Below are 22,924 nucleotides of genomic sequence, written 5' to 3' on the forward strand. Positions count from 1 at the left end.
GCATCATCAGGGAGGATATTTAGAAGTGAACTCTTCATCATTACCAGAACGTTCTACTGTCCGTAAGAAGAAACCTGTCCGCAAGCGCAAGAAAAAAAGCTTTTTCCGCAGACTAACCAGAGTGTTCCTGTTCTTCGTATTTCTGCTCCTGGTTGGCGCAGGCTGGCTCTATTTCGCTCCATCTGCGAAGAACACGCGTTATTTGATCGCAGATACGCTGATTACAACACAACACCGCTATTTGGCGAAATATATTATTGGCGAAGATGAACTGAAGAACCGTGTGGCCGAATACAATCAGCGGTTTGATCATATGGGCGACGAGAAGGATACCCATAAGATTGAACGCACAGCTGAGGAAGCGGCGAAACCGCTGGTTGAAATCGAGAAGGTTACCGGCACCGGTTATACCGGATTTGTCATGACCGTGAACGACCCGACCAAAGTCAGATTAGGCGTTCCGGATAAGGTTGGCTCAGGTGAGAAGGTGACCAGCATGGTGGCCCGGACAGGGGCCATTGCCGGGGTGAACGGCGGAGGATTTGCCGATCCTAACTGGAAAGGCAACGGGTTTAAGCCGATTGGTCTTGTAATTTCCCAGGGGAAGCTCTTTTACAACGGTCTGGGCGGAAAGAAATCCACACAGATTGTAGGTCTGGACAAGCAGGGGAAAATGATCGCCGGCAACTACACACTGGATGAGCTAAGCAAGCTGGGCGTTCAGGAAGCCGTGTCGTTTCAGCCGCGGATTATTGTGAATGGCAAAGGCTTGGTCAGAAATGCGGCGGATGGCTGGGGGATCGCCCCGAGAACCGCTATGGGCCAGCGTGCGGACGGTGCGCTGTTGTTCGTTGTGATCGACGGCAGACAGCCTGGCTACAGCATTGGCGCCAATCTGTACGATGTGCAGCAAATTATGCTTAAGCATGGGGCCGTAATTGCTGCCAACCTCGACGGAGGTTCATCCACCGTTCTGGTGAAGGATAATGAAATTGTCAATAAACCCTCCTCACAATACGGTGAGCGGTATTTGCCGACTGCATTCCTGGTGTTCGAGCATCCCGAACAAGCGGATATCAAGAACATTTGGGAGGGTCTCGATCCATCGAAAATTGATGCGGCGAAGAAGCGTACTCATTAAGGCACAAGATTAACTAAGAGGAGGAACTCGGTTTGACTTTGCAGCAGCTCCGCTACGCAATTGAGATTGCCAATAGCGGCTCTATGAACGAAGCGGCCAAAAGGCTTTTTGTATCTCAGCCGAGTCTCTCTAATGCAATCAAGGAGCTGGAGAGCGAGCTTGGAATTACGATCTTTGAGCGGAATAACCGGGGCATCAGCATCTCGGCAGAGGGCGTGGAGTTTCTGGGCTATGCCCGGCAAATTATTGAGCAGACCGAGTTCATGGAGAACCGTTATACCGGCAAAAAACGCAGCCCGATCTACTTCTCTGTGTCTACCCAGCATTATGCTTTTGTCGTGGATGCTTTTGTGAAGCTGATGAAGGGAAGCAATGTGCCCGAATACAACTTCAGCCTGAGAGAGACGCAAACCTACGAAATAATTGAAGATGTGCGCACACTCCGCAGTGATCTGGGGATTCTGTATATCAGTGAGAGCAATTATAAAGTGATGAACAAGCTGTTCAGCGACGGGAACCTGAAGTTCACCCCGCTGTTCAATACCCAGCCGCATGTGTATGTGCGGGCCGGGCATATTCTTGCTGGTAAAGAACTGATTACAATAGACGACATTCTTCCGTTCCCGTATGTTACCTTTGAGCAGGGGGATAACAACTCACTGCATTTTTCGGAGGAAATGCTTAGCTTCACCCAGATTGAGAAAAATATTAGCGTCACAGACCGGGCCACACTGACCAATCTGCTGCTTGGCAGCGATTCGTATACGGTGGGTACGGGAATTATGGACTCCGAGCTGAACGGCAACGGGCTGGTGACGATTCCCTTTGACAGTAGAGAGGTGTTCACCGTCGGCTGGATCGCTCACAAGGACCGCAGACCGGGCGAGATTATGTCTGCATATATTGATATTCTTAATGACCTTGTTTCGCAGAATTATTTCGATCTTAAATCTTTCTTACTCTAACAGCAGGAGGGACTATGACCAGTTCAGTTATCGGCTCCACCAGAAATGCTCCGCCCTTTCGCTATGACATTGTTGGCAGCTTCCTCCGCACGGATGAGCTGAAAGCCGCACGCGCGCAGCATCTCCAAGGTGAAATTACGGCAGAGCAGCTTCATGACATCGAAAATATTGAAATTGCCAAGCTGCTGGAGCAAGAGAAGGCTGTGGGGCTGAAGGCCGTAACAGACGGTGAATTCCGCCGTTCCTGGTGGCATCTCGATTTCTTCCTCGGAATCACAGGCACGCAGAAGATCAGTCTGGATCAAGGAAAAGGCGCGAAGGATGCCGCTCAACGGGCTGAGAGCTTTCGGATTGCCGGCAAAATTGCTTTCGGGCAGCATCCGATGGTCGGCCAGTTTGTCGAGCTGCAGAAGATGGCCGGGGATACGCTTGCCAAAATGACAATCCCTTCTCCGGCGTTGTTTCATTTTGTGCAGGATTTCAACGGAAATGAAATTTACCCGGATCGGGAGACTTTGTACCGCGATATTATAAGTGTCTACCAGACCGCTATTCAGGCGTTCTACGATGCAGGCTGCCGTTATCTCCAGCTCGATGATACAACCTGGGGAACTCTCTGCAGCGGCAGACACCGGGCGCATTTGCGCAGCAGGGGCATTGATCCTGATCAATTGGCCCAGGACTATGTGCGGCTCATCAACGAGAGCATTGCCGGACGGCCAGTGGATATGACCATCGCTCTGCATGTCTGCAGGGGCAATTTCCGCTCTACCTGGTTTGCTGCCGGGGGGTATGAGCCTGTAGCGGAAGTGCTGTTCGGCCATGCTGAGGTCGATGCTTTTTTTCTCGAATATGACAATGAACGTTCTGGAGACTTCGCTCCGCTGCGCTACATCCGGGACCAGCAGGTGGTGCTGGGGCTTGTGACCACGAAGCATGGCGGGCTGGAGAGCAAGGAGCAGATTATTGCCCGGATCGAGGAAGCGGCCCAGTATGTGAATATTAACCAGCTATGCCTCAGTGCCCAGTGCGGCTTTGCCTCCACCGAGGAAGGCAATATTCTGACCGAGGAAGAGCAGTGGGACAAGCTGCGCCTGATTATTGAGACCGCAAACGAAGTCTGGATTTGAAAATCGGGCGAGGTATATGCATATATTGTCCAAACACAATATAAGTTCCCGAATATATTAAAGTACAACCCTTCTGGAAGGGAAACTACTTTAATAGGGAGTGAAGAAAATGACGATTCAATTCTTGGATTCTCGGACTTCAGAATTCAGCAATACCAACACGGGTGTAGGTGTACTTCCGTCCACACCAACTCTAGTGTTGGGGGATATTGGTTTACAAGTCGCTGCTGTGATCGGGACTCCAAATGCTGCAGACGTTCGTATTGAATTGTGGGGAACTATTGGTGTTTCTGGGACTGCCGGGAACGAGGTTACAATTACTGTGGAAAGAGGCGGTACAGGAGTTAGTGGTTCAGGCGCTTTAATATATACTGCGACTGCGGATCTGCTTACAGGAAATAACCTGCTGTCCTTTCATGCTGCTGATTTTCATCCAACGGTACCTGCCTCCGGTCAACTTCGATATACTATGTTTGCTGTTAATAGTACTGGCGATGGACCTGCTATCACCATTACTGGCCCCGTTGCTTTTAGCGGAGTTGCACAAGCTGGCGCGTTTGCTTAATCCTTCCTTGCTGCTATAGAATAACGAAATTTTCGCAGACAAGCTGCGCTTCATCAAGGAATTGCCGATAAAGTCTGGCACATCGCATAGAACAGCAGACTGCCAGTGACAAGATAAGAGCCCGCTTCCCGGTAATATCGGGAGCGGGCTCTTTTTTGGGGGAGGGAATTGAAGCCCATCATCGGTAGAGCTTAACTGTCTTCGCGATTAAGCTCTGAAGATCACGCAGCCGGTTAGGTGTATCCGCAGAAGAGTGACTGAGCATGTCGCAGAGGGCGGTGAGATCCTCAAGCTTCGAGTACAGCTTCCAGTTATCCTCAAGCACCCCTCCATGTGCTACATAGGCTGAAATAAAATGCTGCTCAAACAGCGAGCCGTCTTCCTCATAACGGAGCATGTTCCCGATATCGGTATACCGGCTGCAAGAGAAGGCAAACTCCCAGTCGAGAACAGCCGACACCGCGCAGCCTCCGGCATTCTGCTCCATCAGTATATTTAGGCCGTTGAAATCCGAATGCACGAGCACTGGTGAAGTATTTCTCTCAGATAGTTCATTACTGCGTGACTGACAGAAGCTCCACAGCTCTTGTGTCAGCTCATCACCCAGCCATTTCGCGCCCTGATTGTGGAAGAGACTGTTGTCAATAATCGAAAGAAAAAGCTCCCCGCTCATTTCGAACGGTTGAATAATCTCCAGATTTTTGTCCAAGAAGCCCGCTTCAGGAAACGTATAGCTATGTATTTGGGCAAGAACAGAGCCAACAGATGTGGCGGCGGATACGATCTCTTGAGCAGCTTCGCTTTTTAACACATCCCGTAAATGAATTCCCGGTTTCCATTCCGTAATTGCCCAAGGCTTATTGAAGCTGCTGCAGCTGGTATCCAAATAAAGAAAATTGGCAACAGGGACAGTGTCCCGTATACGCTCCGCAATGGCCAATTCTTTTTCAGCGATTCCCCCAGCGTCACTATACAAACGAAGAACCAGGGGATCTGATTTCCCATCCAGGTGAATCTTATAATTCGAATTGCGGAATCCAACACTGAGCCGTTCCGCGCCTATTACCCGTGTGCCCTGAAATGCAGATCTTACAATGTCGTTAATTTGTCTGAGGTCAAGTGATACTTGCTGCTCCGTGCGTTCCCAGCCTTCTTTCACATTAATCGCCTCCATAATTTACTAATCTTCCTAATATCGTAACACATAGCGGAGCAGCAGGCTGTGATTGACAGATGAAAATTCCCGGGTTATTATTACATACAATTACTTACAGCTATATTAGCGATGAAGAGAAGAGTAATTAGGCGGCATAGTTTACAGAGAGCTTCGGAAGTGGTGGAACGGAGCAGCGGTGTGCCTAACGAAAAAAGTCTCGGAGCTTCATACGGAATTGGGCGTACGTCCAAGGATGCTATGACGGGATCTCCCGTTACAGAGATAGGGTATAAGCGTAATGGCCGTACCCGAAGAGGCGTGCATGGCAACATGTTCGCGAACAGAGGTGGTACCACGGCGCTGTTTACAGCTCTCGTCCTCAAGATAACAATCTTGCGGATGAGAGCTTTTTTTGTTTTTCCCAATACATGCCTGAGGTGATTATGAAATGCATTGGTCAGAGAAAATTGCAAGCCGGTTAATCGAAAGCCACCCGGAGCAGATGACATTCGTGTGCGCATCGGGAATCAGTCCGTCAGGTCACATCCATATCGGAAATTTCCGGGAGATTGTGACGACTTATTTTGTAAGCAAGGCGCTTGAAAAAGCGGGTAAAAAGGTGCGGTTTATTTTTTCGTGGGATGATTTTGACCGGTTTCGCAAGGTTCCGGTTCATGTGGACCCAAGCTTCACGCAGTATATTGGCAAACCCTACACGCAGGTTCCCTGTCCTTATGGCTGCCACAGCTCCTATGCTGAGCATTTTGAGCAGGAGTTCGAAGCGGCGCTGTCGGCTTTTGGCATTCGGCCGGAATTCATTTATCAGAGCAGAGAGTATCAATCACGCCGGTATGTCCCGGGCATTCTTCATGCGCTGCGCTCTAGAGGTGAAATCTATGACATCCTCATGTCCTTCAAGACAAGTGAAGCCAGCGAAGCGGAGCGAGCCGCATTTTATCCGATAAGTGTGTACTGCGGGGAATGCGGCAAGGATTCGACCACAGTTCATTCTTTTGATGACAAGGAAGAGCTCTTGACCTATAGCTGCGAGTGTGGCAATCATTGCACGCTGTCTGTCCGGGAAGCGGATAACATCAAGCTGCAATGGAAAATCGACTGGCCTATGCGCTGGAATGTGGAGCAAGTGCTGTTCGAGCCTGGCGGCCGCGACCATTCGTCGGAAACAGGCAGCTACAATGTAGCTTCCGTTATCTCCGAGAAAATTTTTGGTAATCGTCCGCCCGCCTACGAGCCGTATGAATTTATCAGAATCAAAGGCAGCTTTGCCAAAATGTCCAGCTCATCCGGGAACAACTACACTCCAGATGATCTGCTGAACGTCTATGCTCCCGAGAATATTCTGTTTCTGTTCGCCAAATATCAGCCGAGCGCTGAGTTTCATATTGGAATGGATGAAGATGTGCTGCGCAACTATACGGAATATGAGCGGTATCGGAAGGCTTATTTCGCCCAGACCCTGACGGATGATATTCGCACAGCGGTCGAGCTGTCGCTGATTGATTCAGCGAATGTGAATACACCCGGATTCAGCCAGATTGCCGGTCTGCTTCCACTGATCCATTTCGATCATAAGCTGCTATCTGAGATTGTAGCCCGGAATGGGGATGAGGTCGATGAGCGAGGGCTGCTGCAAATGGCAGAGCGGGCAGAATATTGGATCAAGCAATGGATGCCGCAAAAGCTGGTCACAGTAAATACTCATCGCGATACCGCCATGTACGAAGCTTTGGAGGCTCATGAACAGCAGTGGCTTGAAGCCTTTTGCCGGCTGCTAAGAACTGGTGGTATGGATGATGAGCGGCTGATGACAGAGATCTACGCCATTTGCCATGACGAAGATAAAAAAACGATGAAAAACAATCAAAAGCTTTTATTTACAATGATCTACCGGCTGGTGTTGAATCAGGAGACAGGTCCGCGAATTCCGGTGTTGATTCAAGCTGTAGGCATGGATAAATTGCTGGATTTGCTGGATTTTCTGTAGGCTCAGGACTGCCCTTTACGGGATATAACGAACAGAGGTATAATAAATAGGACTGTTTTTAATTAATGTTGGAAAGTGAGCGGGAACAATATGGGTCGTAAATGGAATAATATTAAGGAAAAGAAGGCATCCAAGGATGCCAATACAAGTAAGGTCTATGCCAAATTTGGCGTAGAGATTTATGTAGCTGCGAAGAAGGGCGAACCTGATCCGGAATCGAACCGGGCGCTGAAGGTCGTTCTGGAACGCGCCAAAACGTATAATGTGCCTAAGGCAATCATTGACCGGGCACTGGATAAAGCGAAGGGTAGCGGAGATGAGACTTATGTGGAGCTGCGTTATGAAGGGTTTGGTCCAAGCGGCTCGATGATTATCATTGATGCGCTGACTAACAACGTCAACCGTACAGCCCCTCTGGTGCGCTCCGCATTCAGCAAGAACGGCGGTAACATGGGGGTCAGCGGTTCAGTAACCTATATGTTCGAGCCAACGGCTGTTATCGGGGTGGAAGGTAAAACCGCCGACGAAGTCATGGAATTGCTGATTGAAGCGGACGTGGATGTGCGCGATGTGCTGGAAGAAGATGAAGCGGTTATCGTCTACGCCGAGCCTGACCAGTTCCATACCGTGCAGGAAGCCTTCCGTACTGCCGGAATTACAGAATTCACCGTGGCTGAGCTGACCATGCTTCCACAGAACTATGTATCCCTTCCTGAGGATGCCGAAGCCCAGTTCGAGAAGCTGATCGACGCTTTGGAGGAACTGGACGACGTACAGCAGGTATACCACAACGTGGATTCGGAATAATAGAATCATTATCCACTGCAACCGGACAGGCAGATGCTTCATTTGCTTGTCCGGTTTTTTCTTGAAATATAAGGATTTATATGTTTCACACTATAAATTATCCTTATATTTCTCGCTGAAACGGATACTGTCCTTATAAGGACGGCGTAGCCGTTTCCACTTGGAGTATAATCTTCCCCGCAAATTGCCACAATAAGCTGAAATGACCAGACCTAATAAGGAGGCAATACAGCGATGGATCATACCAAGCCGGACAAGAATCTGATCAACACGGTCAAGGAGCTTGACCAAAACCCGGTGACCAGCCAGGAAGCACAGCAAATGGAGCAGAAAAAGAGTGACATCCGCAAGGAATCGCTCCGGGATGAACGAACGACGTACAAGAAAACCGAAGAGAACACCTACAAGTAGCCGTTAGGCGTGTGAAGAGGAGTTCAAGATGAAGCAGTGGCAGGGATGAACCTGTCACTGTTTTTTATTTTATACGGAAAATATAAAGCTATGGTACACACCGCCAAAATTGTGTATGCTGGAGTTTGTTTGAAGGACTCTGACACTCTGGCGGGAGGATTTGCGCAGCATGGATCATGGCAGTATAGGGATGATTACAGTTTTGGTGATTTGTGGTTTTTTGGCGGGAGTGATTGATTCTGTAGTAGGGGGCGGTGGGTTGATCGGGATTCCCGCTCTTCTGTCTGCAGGTATTCCGCTTCATTTGTTGCTCGGCAGCAATAAATTGGCCGGAACGTTGTGTTCGTTCACCAGCACGGCCTCTTTTGTACGTTCCGGGAAGATTGACTTTCGGTTGGTTAAGGTACTGGTCCCATTCTCCATCCTTGGGGCAGTGGCTGGCGCTCTTACTGTCCGTCAGGTTCCCTCGGAGTTCCTGAAGCCGCTGGTAATTGTGATGCTTGTTATTATTACGGTCTATACTTTATTCAAAAAATCATGGGGCGACGTTTCCACCTTCTCCGGGGACAGCAGAAAAACAACCCTGACGGGCATGGCTGTCGCCTTGGTTATCGGCTTCTACGATGGTTTTTTCGGTCCTGGAACCGGATCGTTTCTGATCTTTGCTTTTCTCATGCTCGGTTTCGAGTTCGTAACTGCCGCCGGCAATGCCAAGGTGCTCAATTTCGCCAGCAATATCGCAAGCCTGCTGACGTTTGCCTTTGTTGGTTCGGTCAGTTTGTATTACGGTCTCCTCCTGGGAATACCGATGGTCGCCGGAGCTGTTGTCGGTTCGAGAATCGCTATCCGTAAAGGGGCCAGCTATATTCGACCGCTCTTTATTATGGTTACGGTTATCTTGATTGGTAAGCAAATATGGGATACGATGCATTAAGAACAGAGACGGGGAGAGGAACCTGAATATGACTAAGAAGCTGTATTACGAATCCGCCTATCTGCAGGAGTGGGAAACGGAAATCAACAGTGTGGTTGAAAGGGAAGACGGAGTGTATTTGGTGCTGGAGGAGACGGCTTTTTATCCGCATGGGGGCGGACAGCCGTGTGATACCGGAACCATTGGCGGAATTTCGGTGCTTGACGTAATTCTCGAAGATGATGAGGTGCTGCATAAGGTAGAGTCATTGCCTGACGGGAACCGGGTGAGCTGCCGGATCGACTGGGACAGGAGATTCGACCATATGCAGCAGCATAGCGGCCAGCATCTGCTCTCGGCGGTATTCCTTGAGCTGTGCCAGGCCAAGACTTTAAGCTTTCACCTGGGCAACGATTACGACACGATTGATATCGAGCTGTCTGAGCTTACGCCGGAGCAACTGGCTATAGTAGAGAAAGAGGTCAACCGTCAGGTTGTGCTGAACCATAGCATCGTCAGCTATAACGTCACTGCGGAGGAAATGATCCGCCTGCCTCTGGTCAAGCTGCCCAAGGTGACTGAGAATATCCGCATTGTTGAAATTGAGGGTGTAGAATATAACGCATGCGGAGGGACGCATGTCTCCTCAACAGGCAGCATAGGGATGATCAAGCTGCTGAGAGTGGAGAAGATGAAGGGCAACATTCGGATTACCTTCAAATGCGGAGGGCGCGCGCTGGATGAATGTAATGATAATCAGCGCATTCTCGGCGCACTTTCCGCCAAGTTCAATACCGGCAAGGATGAGATCCTTGACCGTATTGAGAAGTGGGAAGCCGAGCAGAAGCTGCTGCAGACGGAACTGGCTACACTTAAGGAGAAAAACGACGGTTATGTGGCACAGGAGCTACTATCTGCCCAGGAGCCGGGGGCACGCGTGATTGCCCATGTTTTTGAAGACAAATCACTCAAGGATTTGCAGAGCTTGGCAGTCAAGCTGACCGCTTCTACTGAGCTTCCCGTGCTGCTGCTGACCGCTGCGGAGAACAAGGTAGTGCTGGCGTGCAGCGGCAGCACAGGCTTCTCCTGCGGAACCTTCTTCAAAGCGAACCTTGGCGAGTTCCAGGGGAAAGGCGGCGGCAGCGACAAAATGGCGCAAGCCGGGTTCCCTGCCTGGGAGAGTGCGTTTGGTTTTTATGAGCTTGCTAAAAGCTCGATTTAAGGAGTAATACAGTGCAATACGGGTGTTCCTGGATTAGTCCGGGAGCGCCTTTTTTAAAAATATAGAAAGTATAAGTTTCCCGCTATCCTTTACCCTTATATTTCTCGCTGAAACGGATACCTGAAAGCGATACGGAGTATCGCTGCTTCGGAAGCATAGGCTTCTTTTAAGGACGGCGTAGCCGTTTCCACTTTTGGGGGGAATTATCGTATCGGCCCGTATATCTTGGAGCAAGGAGGGGAGAATATCCATCAAAAAAAGGAGAGCTTACCATCAAAAAGCTGTTGATTGTAATGAGCCTGCTGCTGCTCCCCCTGATCCTGCCAGTAAAAATGCAAGCCGCACCGCAAGAAAGCAAGTATCCATGCAGCCTTATCCTTGACGCCAAACCAAATATGCCAATCAACGCAAAAGGAGTGGCCCTCGCGTACCGTGTCAAAAGGGATTATGGCGGCGAGAGGACAAGCTTGAGTATTCATGCACAATACTTGCCGGCCCCGGCGTCTTTGGGCAATTACGACAGGTATGAAGGCTTCGCTCAGGTCCCTGGCGAAATCAGTTGGCGATTCAATTTATATCCTACACCAGATGACACCCAAAACCCGACCTGGGCTGGCAGGATTGATGATATCTCTGGCGCACTTGAGCGTGCCGTAGTGCAGGTTCGTCTGTCTAATTCCAGAACAAATACCTTAGGCCCGGCAGTGCTGGAGAATTCTATGAAGAAATGTAATTGAGTTCTTTCAGCTATCAGCCTACTGTGGTTCCGGTAAAGCGGCCTGATTCATCTAGTGCGAGGAATATCCCGGCATAAGGATGGTAGAAATCCAGGCAAAGCCTGCTATCGGAGGCCTCCAGTTCACCGGTATCGGGATTCCAGACCAACAAACCGTTGTCCGGTCCCCACATCGCAAGCTTGCCTTTTACTGCCGCGAGCCCGCCGTGGGGATGATAAAAGACACCTTCAATTAAAGGTTTCGTGCGATAAGCCGGCACCCCGGTAAACAGCTTCTTCCGCTCACCAGTCCGCACATCAAAAATAGCCAGCATATAAGTATCCTCGTCTCCGCTATACTCAAGCAGCTCGTCCTCATCGTACATACCTGATGCCAGTTGCCCCCAAATTGCGATGGTCCACGGATCTATCCAGGCAGCAGGCTGATCCCAATCCTCCATCATCTCCCCAAGCGTCTGCAAGGTTGGCCCATCCTCAGATTCCCAGCAGTTCGCGATCCATGAGGGAAGATTCCACGAGCGTACCGATCCGATGGGATGCCAGATCCATCCTGTATTTACGATCCATTGCCCGTCAGGGGCGACATGGATTTTGCCATGAAAATAATCAAGATAATGTGCTGGCAGGTGTTCGGCATTATAAACAGGGGTCTGACGGGCTGACAGATTCTCGCCAGAACGAACATCAAGCAGATCCAGGCGGTTCCATTCGGTGCCGTGTATCAGCAGTGTCCGGCCCCGGGCTTCGACAAAGGCGAGAGGATAGGTACAGGTTTCAAAGTGATAATCATCCCTTGTCAGTGGCATAACGAGCTGACACGTACGCAGATCATACAGAGCAGCATGAAGGCCGAACCTGTTGGACACTGCAGCCAAGCTCTCATCTGGAGAGATTTCAATCTGGACGGGATGAAGGGGGTTCAGATCAGGAATACTCACATGCAGCAGCTTGAACGCGTTCCCGGTATGCAGCTCCAGCTTCCAGAGGTCACAGTTTTGATCTAGCGCAAGCAATGACACGTCATGCTCTCTACGCCCTTTTAATGCCTGCATGGCAACAATTGCTCCCGGGCCGGGAATAAGATTTGGGAAATTTAGATGTTCAAACTGCACTTACTGCACCCCTTTAGTAGAATATAATTTACTATAGCCTAGCCGCCGCTCTTGCGGAAGGATTTCATATGAAAATCGGTAATGCGGCGGAATAAGCTTTGCCCATCATCCGTGATGGTAAAATCCTTGCTGATTGGCAGCACCATCGCCCGGTAAGGCTCAGGCACCCAAATATATTTGTGTACATAATCTGTAGCGATAAAACCGCAGTGCTCCCAGAAATGCACCCGCGCGGCATCCTCATCCGTACCGCCGGCTTCGACCTCAATCAGAATTCCCTGGATATGATGCTCGCGCACGTACCAGTCACGGATCTGCTCCAGGAACTGTCTTCCGAGGCCTTGTCCGCGAAGCTCCGCAGATATAGCCATATAGTCAATAATCAGCAGCCGTTCCCCGGCGGAACCGCTAAGCCCTGTGATTGCCATCGCAGCGAGCCGGCCGTCTTGGTACCCGACATGGAGCCGGGCTATTTTCCGGTCCAGCATCGCCTTCAGGATGTTCACCGGCTTGGCTCCGTGCGGGAAGGCTTCCTGGTAGAGCGGTTCGATGGTTGCCCACAGTGCATCATCCCACTGATCATAAGTTTTGAATTCCAGTTTCATGTTCAAGTCGCCTCCAGCAACATCATAGCAGAGCGAAGCGGGGGGAGCAAAATGGGGCAATGGTTTTATATTTAAAGTGCAAAAAGACCCGAACCCGGCATCCGCCGAAGTTCAGGTCTTTTTGACTGCTGCCCTGCCACAGATTCCTGCGAACTAAGCCATGAGCAGTACGGAAGAGGCCTTGATAACTGCCGTGACGTTAGAGCCTTCCTTCAGTTCAAGATCATGCAGCGCTTCCACGGAGATAATGGATGTGATTCGCTGGCCCCCGGTATCTACCACAACCTTGGCATTAACTTGTCCCTCTTCAATAGAGATTACTTTACCTTCGAACTGGTTTCTGGCACTGATTTTCATAGACTAATCCTTCCTTTCGGTTATGATAATAACAGGCAGGAAATCTATATTGTCGTTCTTGGATGTTGTTGGTGAAAGGTGCTTAAATGTAATTCGATCATACTAGATATATATTAGGCAGACAAGAATTTCCTTTTAATCTCTGAAATCTGAAGCAGGAAGGATATACAGCACTTTATGAAAAATATTACGCTTGGTCTGCTCGCACATGTTGATGCCGGGAAAACGACCTTCGCCGAGCAGCTGCTCTATCATTCGGGGGCTATCCGCAGCCGGGGCAGGGTGGACCATCAGGATACATTTTTGGATACACATGATATTGAAAAAGCACGGGGAATTACCGTGTTTGCCGACCAGGCGGAATTTCTCTACGGGAATTCCCGTTTTTTTCTGCTCGATACCCCAGGCCATGTCGACTTCTCACCGGAGATGGAACGTGCGCTGCAAGTGTTGGATTATGCGGTGGTGATCATTAGCGCGGTTGAAGGGGTAGAAGGCCACACGGAGACCGTCTGGCAGCTGCTGCGCAAGCACCGGATTCCGACATTTTTCTTCATTAACAAAATCGACCGGACCGGAGCTGACCCGCAGCGTGTCTTCGAGGAAATCCGCGATCAGCTTAGCGGCGATGCATTGATGCTGCCGGAGGCGGAGAAGACAGGACTGCCTGAAAACATTAAAGTGTTCATGGCCGAACGCGAAGACCGTCTGCTCGACGCTTATTTTGAAGGCTCTATGTCTGACTCAGCCTGGCATGAAGCGATGGTCCAAATGGTCCGGTCGGGCAAGCTATTCCCCTGCATGCAAGGCTCTGCACTGCTGGATATTGGAATAGATAGTTTTCTGCGCAGGCTGGAAGCTTTGACCACAACCGATTATGATGCTCAGCCGCCATTTGCCGGAAGAGTGTTCAAGGTCCGCCATGATGAGAAGGGGACGCGGATTACATATATTAAAGCGCTGCAGGGAGTACTCAAAGTAAGGGAAGAGCTGACGTCTGGTGCGGCTCATGATCCGCAGTGCGAACGGATTACCGGAATCCGCAAATACAGCGGACTTAAATATACTTCGGCTGACTGGGCGGCAGCTGGCGAATTGTTTGCGGTCACCGGATTGTCGGCTGCAAGGCCAGGGGAGGGCGTCGGGGCATTGCCGGGCAGCGTTGGCAGTGAGCTCATTCCGACGCTGAAATCCAAAGTGCAGTTTGAGCCGCCTGTACACCTGAAGGAGGTGCTGCATTCTTTTGCGCTGCTGGGCGCTGAAGATCCTTCCCTGAATGTAAGCTGGGACGAGGCGGTGCAGGAGCTGCACATCCATGTAATGGGTCAGATTCAACTGGAGATTCTGGAGCAGATTATGCGGGAACGCTTTGCGATTCCGGTCACTTTTGGCCCGCCGGAAATTCTCTATATGGAGACGATTTCAGCTCCGGTGTATGGCTGCGGACATTTTGAACCGCTCAAGCATTATGCCGAGGTGCTGCTTAAGCTTGCGCCGGGTGAACGCGGCAGCGGTATTGTATTTCTCAACCAGTGCCATCCCGATGACTTGGCGGCTGGGTATCAGCATCAGATTGAACAGTATTTGCTGGAGAGCGGGCATCATGGTCTGCTCACCGGCTCTCCGCTTACCGATCTGCGGATTACGCTGCTGAGCGGCAGAGCGCATAACAAGCACACCCACGGCGGAGATTTCCGTGAAGCGGCGTTGCGGGCATTGCGGCAGGGTCTGGAGCAAGCGGACAATATTTTGCTGGAGCCTATATATGACCTTAAAATCACGATTGACACCGATGATCTGGGCAAAGTAATGACGGACATCCAACAGGCCAGCGGCAGCTTCGCACCTCCTGAAATTATTGGCAGCAAAGCGGTCATTACCGGTAAGGCTCCTGTAGCCACTTTCATGAATTATGCGGTACGTCTTGCTTCGATGACTCAGGGCAAAGGCGCTTTGTCGCTGAGGGTAGCGGATTATCAGCCGTGCCACCAGACGGAGGCAGTAATCCGGCTTAAAAATTACAATAAAAATGCCGATCCGGCCTACACCTCCGCCTCGATTTTTTGCGCCAAAGGACAAGCCTATTCCGTACCTTGGGATGAAGCACTGGAACATATGCATATCAAGTATGACCTCTTGCCAAATGACTGAGCTGCGGAGCTAAGGACATATGTCCTTCCGAATATCCCGGATATGCTTTTTAATGAATAAGAACAGAGAGTGCTTGAGGAGGATTGAGCTTGGAAATGACAGAGATTATAGATAAAATTGCCTGGATCGTGGTTGCAGAAGGACGGGTGCTTGGCGCGCGCTCCAAAGGAAAGGATACTTATTATTTTCCCGGAGGAAAAAGAGAGCCTGGAGAGTCAGATACCGAAACCTTGATTCGGGAAGTAAAAGAAGAGCTGTCCGTGGACATCCTGCCGGATACGGTATCACTTTTTGGAACGTTTGAAGCGGAGGCGCATGGCAAAGCAGAGGGTGTGCGGGTTAAAATGACTTGTTACACCGCCGGCTACACCGGAGACTTAACCCCGGAATCGGAAATTGAGGACATTGCCTGGCTTACTTATAAGGACCGGGAGCATATCTCGGCGGTTAGCCGGATCATTTTTGACAGGCTGCACGAAATGAAGCTTTTATTGTAGACCCGCTGAGGCGGGTTTTATCTTTTTTGCAGGATGATCCGCAAAGCTGTTGTTTTTAGGTTCAGGACATATGTCCTACCGCAAAATCCGAATATGTCATTTAATTAAAGCAGAGATTAAGATAGAGGAGAGAGAAGTTATGAGAGGGATTATTTTTGCGTTCTTGGGCGGGGCCTGCATTACACTGCAGGGGGTGGCCAATGCGCGGATCAGCCAGGATATCGGCACATGGCAAGCGGCCACGGTTACCCAGTTTACCGGGTTCGTAATGGCTCTGCTCATTCTGCTGTTCGTTCGGGACGGGAAGAAACAGGGCTTCAAGCAGGTTAATCCGTTATATCTGATCGGCGGCGCGTTTGCCGCATTTGTTATTTTTAGTGAAGTGACGGCAATACAGGGCATCGGTGTTACGCTGACTATTTCCGCACTGCTGATTGCCCAGCTCTGCCTAACCTTTGTCATTGATATCAACGGCTGGTTCGGTGTGGCGAAGCAGAAGATGCGGCTGCCGCAATTTATCGGGATCGGCATGATGATTGCCGGAGTGGTGATTTTAAAATTTTGATTGCAGGAGCGGACCATGAAAGAAATTCAAGATACGGAGCAGCTTCAGGCCTATCTAAAGGCGTATTCCATCGAACCTGTGTTCAATGAACAGTTGATGGCACATCTGCACCTATACAGCTTCGCCCAAGGGGAGCATATTTGCTCCAAAGGAGATCCATCCGGGAACCTCTACGTCCTGGTTAAAGGGAAGCTCAAAATATTTACCACTACACCGGAAGGTAAGACGCTGATCATCTCCTTCAAATCACCACTGGAGCTGATCGGCGATGTTGAATATATTCAGGGTACAGAAATGATCAATACCGTGGAGGCTGTATCTCCGGTGCATATGCTCTGTATTGAGTACCGCTGGCTGAAAAAATACGGCAAGGATCATCCGCCGCTGCTGCATTTTATGCTGGAGATTATTACACAGAAGTTCTACCGGAAGTCCAACTTTCTCAGCATGAATCTGATGCATCCGGTGGAGGTGCGGCTCGCCAGCTATTTGCTGTCCATTTTCTATGATGAGTCCGATCCTAACTTTACCGGGCAACTGAATACGATTAGCCTGGTCGATACTGCGAATTTCATTGGCACGAGCTACCGGCATTTGAACCGGGTGATTCAGAAGCTAAGCCAGGAAGGCCTGATTGAGCGCAGCAATGGACTCATTCTGATAAAAGACAGAGCCGGACTCAGTGAGCTGGCCAGCCGCAATATTTATGAGCCCACTTGAGTAGTGAGGTTAATACGAAACTAAGCGTATGCTTTCGGTCTTATGCTGAAAAAAGATTATGCTTCCGAAGCGAGTTTTGTACGAAGTCTATTCTGTGAGGCCATGCTAATACAAAACTTTAGGAGTGACACATATGTTAATAGGGCTATTATTGGCGCTTATCGCCGGTTCGCTTGTCAGTCTGCAGAACATTTTTAACAGCAAGGTTAATGAGCATACAGGCTCCTGGTCTACTACCACGCTGGTGCTGGGCATGGGGTTTATCGCTTCTCTGGCGATGGGGCTGATTATGGAAGGGGGGAATATGTTCACGCTGCAGCATATGCAGCCCTGGTATTGGTTCAGCGGAATGATTGGTGTAGGCGTGGTAATCTGTCTGGTGCAAGCCACCAAGCTTCTGAGTCCCACTTATGCAATCTCCATCGTCCTAACCTCACAGCTCGGATTTGCGCTGTTATGGGATTCTCTGGGCTGGCTGGGTTTGACCAAGGTACCATTTACGTCTAAACAGTTGATTGGCGTACTGGTCATCGTCGGCGGAATCCTGGTGTTCAAATTAGGCGGCGGGCGTGAACCGCAGGAGTCATCCAAGCCGGCCAAACAGCAGGTAGTGAATGTAAAGTAAGCGAGGATTGCAGGCTGGACATTCCGTCAATGACCAAAAACGCAGAGCAGCGATCCTCCAAGAAAAGTCGAATCGCTGCTCTGCTGTTTTTTTGCTTTAGAATGGTAGGGCTGTCTCATTCGTAGGAAAAATCCGCTTATGGGCCAGTCTCAGCATTCATAAAGGAGGATCTAGGAAAACCCTTGTCCACATCTGCCGCTCGGCAAATGTCGAGTGGCTATTAACCTGTGAAATTACCAGCAGCTGCTGTACCGCCGAAGAATGCACCTTGAACTGTACCACCTGTTCCTGCAGTACGTTGAATCGTAAAAGTGTAACGTACTTGACCGGTTAAAACTTGTGCGCTTGGTGGAAAATCAGTAACAGTAAAGGAAGGTGGGTTGACATTTGCTAAGTTAGCTCCAAGATAATCGGCAGTAAAAAGTGCAGTTCCCTCTCTTAAAATTTGAATTCTGTAACTGCTTGCAGCACCTAAAGCTGTAAGAATGATCATCGCATTTAGCTCTACTCGAACATTGCTTGCATTTTCAGGTAAGACTCCAGCAGTTTGCAGGCCAATATCTCCAACTAGTAATGGTGTATCAGGAATCGCAATTGCTGCACCTTGAGAAATAACTGAAATTCGTTGATCTAAAAATTGAATTGACATTATTTTCACCTCCTCGTTTCTTGATACTGTAAAATATGACTGAAATTATAAAGTTGCTTGTACTATTTAACTAAATGGGGTAGCGTATTGACAGGTTAATACGCACCGAAATAGAAATATATAATGACCGACTCAACTTTGAATTAGATAAATTAAGCTCCCTCGGGAAACTATGGCTAAATATTGAAAGGGCAGCCACTTAAGCAGCCTTTCGTTGAGTGAACGTGCAGGATAGTTCAACACCAATCGATCACAAGGTGGCATGCTGGGCGTACTACGAAAAGACGGATCGGAACCCTCACGATTCGATCCGTCTGAATATACAATTCAGTTACCTTTCAATTTATCGAATTGACTTCAGGAGCTGGCTGAGCAATGCAGCCGCTTCTTGCTTGAGCATGATATCTTTCGGCCTGTAGTCTACCGGACCTGTTGAAGATGTCTGTACATCGGGGCCGAACAATCGCTTCCCTACGACAAACTGCAGGCCTTCAGCTGCCCAAGAAGAGTGCGGGCCTTTCAAATCGGCTTGCACTGGGGCGGCGCTCAAGACAATTTTGACCAATCGCCAGACAAGGGTTGCCGCCTCTTCACGAGTGATCGGCTGGTCAGGATTGAACGTTCCGTTTGTATATCCATTAACAATGCCAATTTCGTGTGCTGTCTGGATATATGCCTCGTTTTGATTTCCTTTCGTATCTGCCCAAGACGAGGGTTTCTGAGAAAGCGGATAAGTGGATAAATGGACGAGCATAGCTATGAATTGGCCGCGGGAGATCGGCTTGCCTGGCTCAAAACTGCCGGAACCTCCTTGGATGGCTCCCGATTGAGTGAGCTCATAAATGTATTGGCTATAAGGATGGTCATCGGGTACGTCATTGAATTTGGGCATCTCGGGGGACTTCACCGACCAACTGCCAGGCTTGTTGTAAGCAAAGTAAAGGATGTTCCCGTCGGCGTCCGGTTTAAATCCGGCGGCAACTCCCTCTTCGTCATAGAAAAGTAAGTCGTCCGCTTGCCGCAAAGTATGATTACCCGAAGGAGCTTTGACGACCAATGATCCGTCCACGGCCGAAATATCATAACTCCATCCCGGACTGCGCACATCGCGGTATTTTCCCTCGAAGCGAAGCAACTGCTGCCTGGTCGGTTCCGGTTGCACGAAAGCCGGAGCTTGTCCCTTTTTCGGGAAGTAACGATTCATGAATTGCTCGAAGAAGGGCTGGCGCAAATTGCCTTTGTCGCTGTTCAAAACGAGAAAAACCCCTGTCTTCTCATCAGGCAGCAGCCATAAGTTCGAATGGAAGCCGGGGAAATCGCCGCCTTTCTCTACGACATTGAACCCGTTGTAATATTTGGTATAGTTCGATTCCAAGCCGTAGCCGGCTCCTGGAACTTTAGGGTGAATCGTAACGCTATTCTGTTCCATCGCACGTATAGAAGCCTCGGTCAGAATACGATGGTTGCTTGCCGGGTCATCGTTCAGCATGGCCAGAAGAAACTTGGACATATCGGCTCCAGTGGAAAACATACCGCCGGCCGGCATGTTAACCGGTACATTGACGATTTGCTGGGCCTGCTTAAGCGAACTATTGTAGGGAGTAGCGATCGCTTTCTTGACTTTATCGGTGAAGATGAAATCACTGTTGCTCATGCCGAGAGGCGCAAACAAGTTCTTCATCATATACTCTTCAAATGGAAGACCGGATACCTTTTCAATAATATATCCTTGCAAATCATAGCCGTAGTTATTGTAGTTGTACACTTCGCCAGGCTTTGTGATGACGGTCGGTACGGTCTCCTTGATATAGTCTTTTAGCGAATATGTTTTTTGGGGATCTTCTGCGGTACCTGCGTCGAACCCGCCCGTGTGAGTCATTAGATGTTTCAAAGTGAGCGGCGCCCCGGTTTTATTCGGGATTTGAACATCCGGTAAATAGGCTTGAACATCCTTGTTCAGGTCCAGTTTTCCGCTTTCAGCCAACTGCATAATCCCTACAGCAGTAAACAGTTTGGATACGGATGCCACGCGGAAGACGGTTTTATCGGAATCGAACGGTTTGTGGGAGCCGATATCCGCATAGCCATACCCTTCATTCAGCAGGACTTGCCCGTTTTTCACGACGACGAGAACAGCGCCTGCAAGCTGGTCCTTTACTTCTTTTTGCTGAAAAAAAGTTTTCGCAAATGCTTCGATTTCGGCCTTGTTGAGGTTGACGGGGGAAGCATTCTTTTCTGGAGCTGCCGCTGCAACAGCGGATGGAACCAGCAGAGCGGCAGCGAGAATGAGCGGGATCATTTTTTTCATTGTAACTCTCCTTTTCACGAATAATGGATTACAGTAGCGCCAAATAACTCAAAGGCCGTTGGACTATTCCTGTTTCGTTTGAAGCACATACTCTTGCATCTTCGTCTTGGCCTCCTTTCCTTGTAGACCAAGTATAGAAACGAAAACATAAGAAGAGCTTAAGCCAATTATTAATAATATCTTAAGGGCCGATGGACTCTATGTAGCTCCTGATCCTTACGGACTGTAAGGCCCTTATTTTCACGAAAGGGGTACATTTATCCGAGCTAACGGACCATAAAGCGCTTATCGCCTCTTTGGCAGGTATATTTGGGGTGAATGTCCGCCTGTAAAGGGCTCTGGAGTCCGTTAACTTGCGAAAAAATGACTTCCAGTAGAAATAAGAGCGGCTCAGTCCGTTACAAACGGGCAGACTCTTCCGATTATGAGATGATTCTGTTCGTGGGGCCTGATACGCCTGCAGCGTAATCTCCCCCCCCTAATCCGTTCGGCGGAGTATCGTTTGAGCTCCAACATTTAGAGTTTGACGATCTGCTAATGTAACAAAAAGCACAAAAAACAGCGGCAGCTTAGGACGAGTAAATCATGTCCTAGACTGCCGCTGTTTCTATTTCTTTTTACATCAAGCCGTACCAAGAGAGGGAGCTTTACTGCCCAGCAGCGAGGTTTTCCATTTCGTGTATACGCTCCATGCCTCGCCGTTATCGAGCAGATGCTTGCAGGTATAGACGCCTTCTTCGATGGAGTTGACTTTCTCGGCCAAATGCAGCCGGGCTGCGCCATTCAGGAGCACCTGATTGTAAAAGGCCATATGTCCTCCGCCTTGCAATACGGCTTCTGCCGTCGATAGCTGAAGCCGGGGAGTCCAATCCATTTCCGGCACCGGAGTTTCCAGTCCGAGCGACTCGGGATCAATAATATCCAGGTGGGCTGCGCCACCCGAAACGGAGTATACCCGGTTCGGACGGTCAATGTAGAGATCCTCGGAGCCTTCGGCCCCTTGCACGACCAGTCCTTTGCGGTAGCCGAGACTCAGGATCAGCCGGGAAATGCGGTCAAAGACCGTATTGTGATAGATCCCAAACACAATGTAAGGCGAGCAGGCGTAGTCCGCAAATTTTTCCACAGTATTAAAAATCGTTCGCATGCCAATATCCTCACGGAGCTTGCGAATGGCGCCAAGCGGCGGGCACCACTGCTCGGAATTGACGTACAGTACTCCGCTCTTGTGCGCAGATTCAATCGTCTCTGTCCGGGTCAGCTTGGCAATTTCAATCCCGGATTCCTGAATAATATCCTGCAGCGTAACTCCCCATTTGGGAGGCAATGAAGATGAACCATGCAGGGTGACAGGCAGTCCGGCAGCGGATAACACAAAGGCGGTCGGGAAGGTAGCAGCAAATGATTTTTTTCGGCCATCGTAGGGACCTGCGCAATCCAGCCCCTGCTGGATGGGTTCGCGCTGGGCATATTTACGGCACACAGCCACAAAGGCCTCAAGCTCTTCCAGGTTCTCCAGCTTAATCCGCTCTGCAATCAGAAAGGCACCGATCTGCACAGGAGAGGCGGTAAGACTAAGAATGGACTCGGCCGCATAAACGGCTTCTTCGTAGCTCAAATCACGGGCGCCCCGTTTGCCGCGGGCGACTTCTTTTAGAATGTTAATCATATGGATTCTCCTTAAGTTTGATCCTGCAGCAGCTGATATACTTTGACGATAGAAGTCGCTACATCAACCATCCGTTTGCGCTCGTTCATGGCCTGCTTGCGCAGAAGATCATAAGCTTCAGATTCACTGATATTTTTGGCTTTGGAGAGGATGCCTTTGGCCATGTCAATCCATTTGCGCTCTTCAATCCGGGATAACAACTGCTCCCGCTCCTTAAGCCATTGCTGACGCTCGAAGATTTGCTTGGAGCTGAAATGCAGAATCCAATGAATCTCCGGGGCGAGCATGGAAGGGGACAATATCCCATCCGCCATAATATTCTCATCACAGGCAGCGACAGACAGTGTAGCAGTCGAAGTGGAGCACCACCATAGAACAGGAGCGATTTTGTGCTGGATCAGTAAAGCTCTCCAGGGATTGATCTCTGTAATAGGCAGATTGAGAATGAAGGCATCCGCATCCCTTAACATGGCGACGGCTTCCGGCTCCGTAGCAGCTTCTTCAACTACATATCCGCAGGACCGCAAGAGGGTGCCGGGGCTTTTGAATGAGCGCTCATCTGTGTCGTTCTCTGTCTTCCTATTTTGAATGATCAACAGGGAATGCATAGTTTGC

At 49.7% G+C, this 22,924-nt stretch carries 23 protein-coding genes and 1 other annotated feature; of the genes, 15 read left to right on the plus strand and 8 right to left on the minus strand.

Features of this window, described 5'->3' with window-relative positions; all coding sequences use genetic code 11:
- The first annotated feature begins 25 nt into the window (after positions 1-25).
- From AC0LWN_RS01670 to AC0LWN_RS01685, 4 genes are all read left to right on the plus strand, one after another.
- Positions 26-1,141: a phosphodiester glycosidase family protein gene (locus tag AC0LWN_RS01670; protein ID WP_474662912.1), complete on the plus strand. Its 1,116-nt coding sequence runs from the start codon at positions 26-28 to the stop codon at positions 1,139-1,141.
- Between the two features lie 32 nt (positions 1,142-1,173).
- Positions 1,174-2,106 carry a LysR family transcriptional regulator gene (locus AC0LWN_RS01675; RefSeq protein ID WP_474662913.1) on the plus strand — a complete coding sequence of 311 codons (933 nt, stop codon included), beginning with the start codon at positions 1,174-1,176 and terminating at the stop codon, positions 2,104-2,106.
- 14 nt (positions 2,107-2,120) lie between these two features.
- On the plus strand, positions 2,121-3,236 hold the full coding sequence (locus tag AC0LWN_RS01680) for a 5-methyltetrahydropteroyltriglutamate--homocysteine S-methyltransferase (RefSeq protein ID WP_474662914.1): 1,116 nt from the start codon (positions 2,121-2,123) through the stop codon (positions 3,234-3,236).
- Positions 3,237-3,345: 109 nt separating this feature from the next.
- Positions 3,346-3,801 carry a hypothetical protein gene (locus AC0LWN_RS01685; RefSeq protein ID WP_474662915.1) on the plus strand — a complete coding sequence of 152 codons (456 nt, stop codon included), beginning with the start codon at positions 3,346-3,348 and terminating at the stop codon, positions 3,799-3,801.
- A 178-nt stretch (positions 3,802-3,979) separates the two neighbouring features.
- Here AC0LWN_RS01685 and AC0LWN_RS01690 read toward each other — a convergent pair whose 3' ends face one another.
- Positions 3,980-4,975, minus strand: coding sequence for a phosphotransferase family protein (locus AC0LWN_RS01690; protein ID WP_474662916.1), 996 nt, complete (start codon positions 4,973-4,975; stop codon positions 3,980-3,982).
- A gap of 102 nt (positions 4,976-5,077) precedes the next feature.
- Positions 5,078-5,341, plus strand: a binding site (T-box leader).
- Between the two features lie 64 nt (positions 5,342-5,405).
- Here AC0LWN_RS01690 and lysS point away from each other — a divergent pair.
- The 6 genes from lysS to AC0LWN_RS01720 all read left to right on the plus strand — a co-directional run bounded on the left by lysS (position 5,406) and on the right by AC0LWN_RS01720 (position 11,052).
- Complete coding sequence (lysS, locus tag AC0LWN_RS01695; RefSeq protein WP_474662917.1) at positions 5,406-6,962, plus strand: lysine--tRNA ligase; 1,557 nt, start codon at positions 5,406-5,408, stop codon at positions 6,960-6,962.
- Between the two features lie 90 nt (positions 6,963-7,052).
- Entirely contained in the window at positions 7,053-7,769 is a 717-nt protein-coding gene (locus AC0LWN_RS01700) for a YebC/PmpR family DNA-binding transcriptional regulator (RefSeq protein WP_474662918.1), read from the plus strand.
- A gap of 234 nt (positions 7,770-8,003) precedes the next feature.
- On the plus strand, positions 8,004-8,180 hold the full coding sequence (locus AC0LWN_RS01705) for a hypothetical protein (protein ID WP_458965379.1): 177 nt from the start codon (positions 8,004-8,006) through the stop codon (positions 8,178-8,180).
- 169 nt (positions 8,181-8,349) lie between these two features.
- Positions 8,350-9,114 carry a TSUP family transporter gene (locus AC0LWN_RS01710; protein ID WP_474662919.1) on the plus strand — a complete coding sequence of 255 codons (765 nt, stop codon included), beginning with the start codon at positions 8,350-8,352 and terminating at the stop codon, positions 9,112-9,114.
- 28 nt (positions 9,115-9,142) lie between these two features.
- The gene (locus AC0LWN_RS01715; protein WP_474662920.1) at positions 9,143-10,315 is read left to right on the plus strand and encodes an alanyl-tRNA editing protein; all 1,173 of its coding nucleotides are present in this window, start codon (positions 9,143-9,145) and stop codon (positions 10,313-10,315) included.
- Between the two features lie 272 nt (positions 10,316-10,587).
- Positions 10,588-11,052 (plus strand): YoqH family protein, encoded by a 465-nt coding sequence (locus tag AC0LWN_RS01720; protein WP_474663551.1) that lies wholly within the window; start codon positions 10,588-10,590, stop codon positions 11,050-11,052.
- Between the two features lie 13 nt (positions 11,053-11,065).
- Here AC0LWN_RS01720 and AC0LWN_RS01725 read toward each other — a convergent pair whose 3' ends face one another.
- From AC0LWN_RS01725 to AC0LWN_RS01735, 3 genes are all read right to left on the minus strand, one after another.
- On the minus strand, positions 11,066-12,103 hold the full coding sequence (locus tag AC0LWN_RS01725; RefSeq protein WP_474662921.1) for a hypothetical protein: 1,038 nt from the start codon (positions 12,101-12,103) through the stop codon (positions 11,066-11,068).
- Positions 12,104-12,201: 98 nt separating this feature from the next.
- The gene (locus tag AC0LWN_RS01730; protein WP_474662922.1) at positions 12,202-12,768 is read right to left on the minus strand and encodes a GNAT family N-acetyltransferase; all 567 of its coding nucleotides are present in this window, start codon (positions 12,766-12,768) and stop codon (positions 12,202-12,204) included.
- A 153-nt stretch (positions 12,769-12,921) separates the two neighbouring features.
- A complete protein-coding gene (locus AC0LWN_RS01735; protein WP_458965383.1) occupies positions 12,922-13,125 on the minus strand; it encodes a TOBE domain-containing protein in 204 nt (67 codons plus the stop codon).
- Between the two features lie 177 nt (positions 13,126-13,302).
- On the opposite strand from AC0LWN_RS01735, the gene AC0LWN_RS01740 reads away from it, so the two are divergent.
- From AC0LWN_RS01740 to AC0LWN_RS01760, 5 genes are all read left to right on the plus strand, one after another.
- On the plus strand, positions 13,303-15,276 hold the full coding sequence (locus tag AC0LWN_RS01740) for a GTP-binding protein (protein WP_474662923.1): 1,974 nt from the start codon (positions 13,303-13,305) through the stop codon (positions 15,274-15,276).
- Between the two features lie 95 nt (positions 15,277-15,371).
- Complete coding sequence (locus tag AC0LWN_RS01745) at positions 15,372-15,773, plus strand: NUDIX hydrolase (RefSeq protein WP_474663552.1); 402 nt, start codon at positions 15,372-15,374, stop codon at positions 15,771-15,773.
- Positions 15,774-15,912: 139 nt separating this feature from the next.
- Positions 15,913-16,338 (plus strand): DMT family transporter, encoded by a 426-nt coding sequence (locus AC0LWN_RS01750; protein ID WP_458965387.1) that lies wholly within the window; start codon positions 15,913-15,915, stop codon positions 16,336-16,338.
- Positions 16,339-16,353: 15 nt separating this feature from the next.
- Positions 16,354-17,058, plus strand: coding sequence for a Crp/Fnr family transcriptional regulator (locus AC0LWN_RS01755; RefSeq protein ID WP_474662924.1), 705 nt, complete (start codon positions 16,354-16,356; stop codon positions 17,056-17,058).
- A gap of 133 nt (positions 17,059-17,191) precedes the next feature.
- Positions 17,192-17,683, plus strand: a complete 492-nt coding sequence (locus tag AC0LWN_RS01760) for a DMT family transporter (RefSeq protein ID WP_474662925.1) — start codon at positions 17,192-17,194, stop codon at positions 17,681-17,683.
- Positions 17,684-17,903: 220 nt separating this feature from the next.
- Here the strand turns inward: AC0LWN_RS01760 and AC0LWN_RS01765 are convergent, their stop codons facing one another.
- The 4 genes from AC0LWN_RS01765 to AC0LWN_RS01780 all read right to left on the minus strand — a co-directional run bounded on the left by AC0LWN_RS01765 (position 17,904) and on the right by AC0LWN_RS01780 (position 22,917).
- Positions 17,904-18,332 carry a hypothetical protein gene (locus AC0LWN_RS01765; protein WP_474662926.1) on the minus strand — a complete coding sequence of 143 codons (429 nt, stop codon included), beginning with the start codon at positions 18,330-18,332 and terminating at the stop codon, positions 17,904-17,906.
- A gap of 343 nt (positions 18,333-18,675) precedes the next feature.
- The gene (locus AC0LWN_RS01770) at positions 18,676-20,640 is read right to left on the minus strand and encodes a serine hydrolase domain-containing protein (RefSeq protein WP_474662927.1); all 1,965 of its coding nucleotides are present in this window, start codon (positions 20,638-20,640) and stop codon (positions 18,676-18,678) included.
- A 622-nt stretch (positions 20,641-21,262) separates the two neighbouring features.
- A complete protein-coding gene (locus AC0LWN_RS01775; RefSeq protein ID WP_474663553.1) occupies positions 21,263-22,315 on the minus strand; it encodes an anthranilate phosphoribosyltransferase in 1,053 nt (350 codons plus the stop codon).
- 5 nt (positions 22,316-22,320) lie between these two features.
- Positions 22,321-22,917, minus strand: coding sequence for an ANTAR domain-containing response regulator (locus AC0LWN_RS01780; protein WP_474662928.1), 597 nt, complete (start codon positions 22,915-22,917; stop codon positions 22,321-22,323).
- Between the last annotated feature and the right edge of the window lie 7 nt (positions 22,918-22,924).

This window comes from Paenibacillus sp. sgz302115 (assembly GCF_056120445.1).

Excerpts from the sequence above, each read along its gene's own strand:
- AC0LWN_RS01680 (WP_474662914.1), top strand. The coding sequence starts at position 2,121 with ATGACCAGTTCAGTTATCGGCTCCACCAGAAATGCTCCGCCCTTTCGC.
- AC0LWN_RS01685 (WP_474662915.1), top strand. The coding sequence starts at position 3,346 with ATGACGATTCAATTCTTGGATTCTCGGACTTCAGAATTCAGCAATACC.
- AC0LWN_RS01690 (WP_474662916.1), bottom strand. The coding sequence starts at position 4,975 with ATGGAGGCGATTAATGTGAAAGAAGGCTGGGAACGCACGGAGCAGCAA.
- lysS (WP_474662917.1), top strand. The coding sequence starts at position 5,406 with ATGCATTGGTCAGAGAAAATTGCAAGCCGGTTAATCGAAAGCCACCCG.
- AC0LWN_RS01700 (WP_474662918.1), top strand. The coding sequence starts at position 7,053 with ATGGGTCGTAAATGGAATAATATTAAGGAAAAGAAGGCATCCAAGGAT.
- AC0LWN_RS01705 (WP_458965379.1), top strand. The coding sequence starts at position 8,004 with ATGGATCATACCAAGCCGGACAAGAATCTGATCAACACGGTCAAGGAG.
- AC0LWN_RS01710 (WP_474662919.1), top strand. The coding sequence starts at position 8,350 with ATGGATCATGGCAGTATAGGGATGATTACAGTTTTGGTGATTTGTGGT.
- AC0LWN_RS01715 (WP_474662920.1), top strand. The coding sequence starts at position 9,143 with ATGACTAAGAAGCTGTATTACGAATCCGCCTATCTGCAGGAGTGGGAA.
- AC0LWN_RS01725 (WP_474662921.1), bottom strand. The coding sequence starts at position 12,103 with ATGCAGGCATTAAAAGGGCGTAGAGAGCATGACGTGTCATTGCTTGCG.
- AC0LWN_RS01730 (WP_474662922.1), bottom strand. The coding sequence starts at position 12,768 with ATGAAACTGGAATTCAAAACTTATGATCAGTGGGATGATGCACTGTGG.
- AC0LWN_RS01735 (WP_458965383.1), bottom strand. The coding sequence starts at position 13,125 with ATGAAAATCAGTGCCAGAAACCAGTTCGAAGGTAAAGTAATCTCTATT.
- AC0LWN_RS01740 (WP_474662923.1), top strand. The coding sequence starts at position 13,303 with ATGAAAAATATTACGCTTGGTCTGCTCGCACATGTTGATGCCGGGAAA.
- AC0LWN_RS01745 (WP_474663552.1), top strand. The coding sequence starts at position 15,372 with ATGACAGAGATTATAGATAAAATTGCCTGGATCGTGGTTGCAGAAGGA.
- AC0LWN_RS01750 (WP_458965387.1), top strand. The coding sequence starts at position 15,913 with ATGAGAGGGATTATTTTTGCGTTCTTGGGCGGGGCCTGCATTACACTG.
- AC0LWN_RS01755 (WP_474662924.1), top strand. The coding sequence starts at position 16,354 with ATGAAAGAAATTCAAGATACGGAGCAGCTTCAGGCCTATCTAAAGGCG.
- AC0LWN_RS01760 (WP_474662925.1), top strand. The coding sequence starts at position 17,192 with ATGTTAATAGGGCTATTATTGGCGCTTATCGCCGGTTCGCTTGTCAGT.
- AC0LWN_RS01765 (WP_474662926.1), bottom strand. The coding sequence starts at position 18,332 with ATGTCAATTCAATTTTTAGATCAACGAATTTCAGTTATTTCTCAAGGT.
- AC0LWN_RS01770 (WP_474662927.1), bottom strand. The coding sequence starts at position 20,640 with ATGAAAAAAATGATCCCGCTCATTCTCGCTGCCGCTCTGCTGGTTCCA.
- AC0LWN_RS01780 (WP_474662928.1), bottom strand. The coding sequence starts at position 22,917 with ATGCATTCCCTGTTGATCATTCAAAATAGGAAGACAGAGAACGACACA.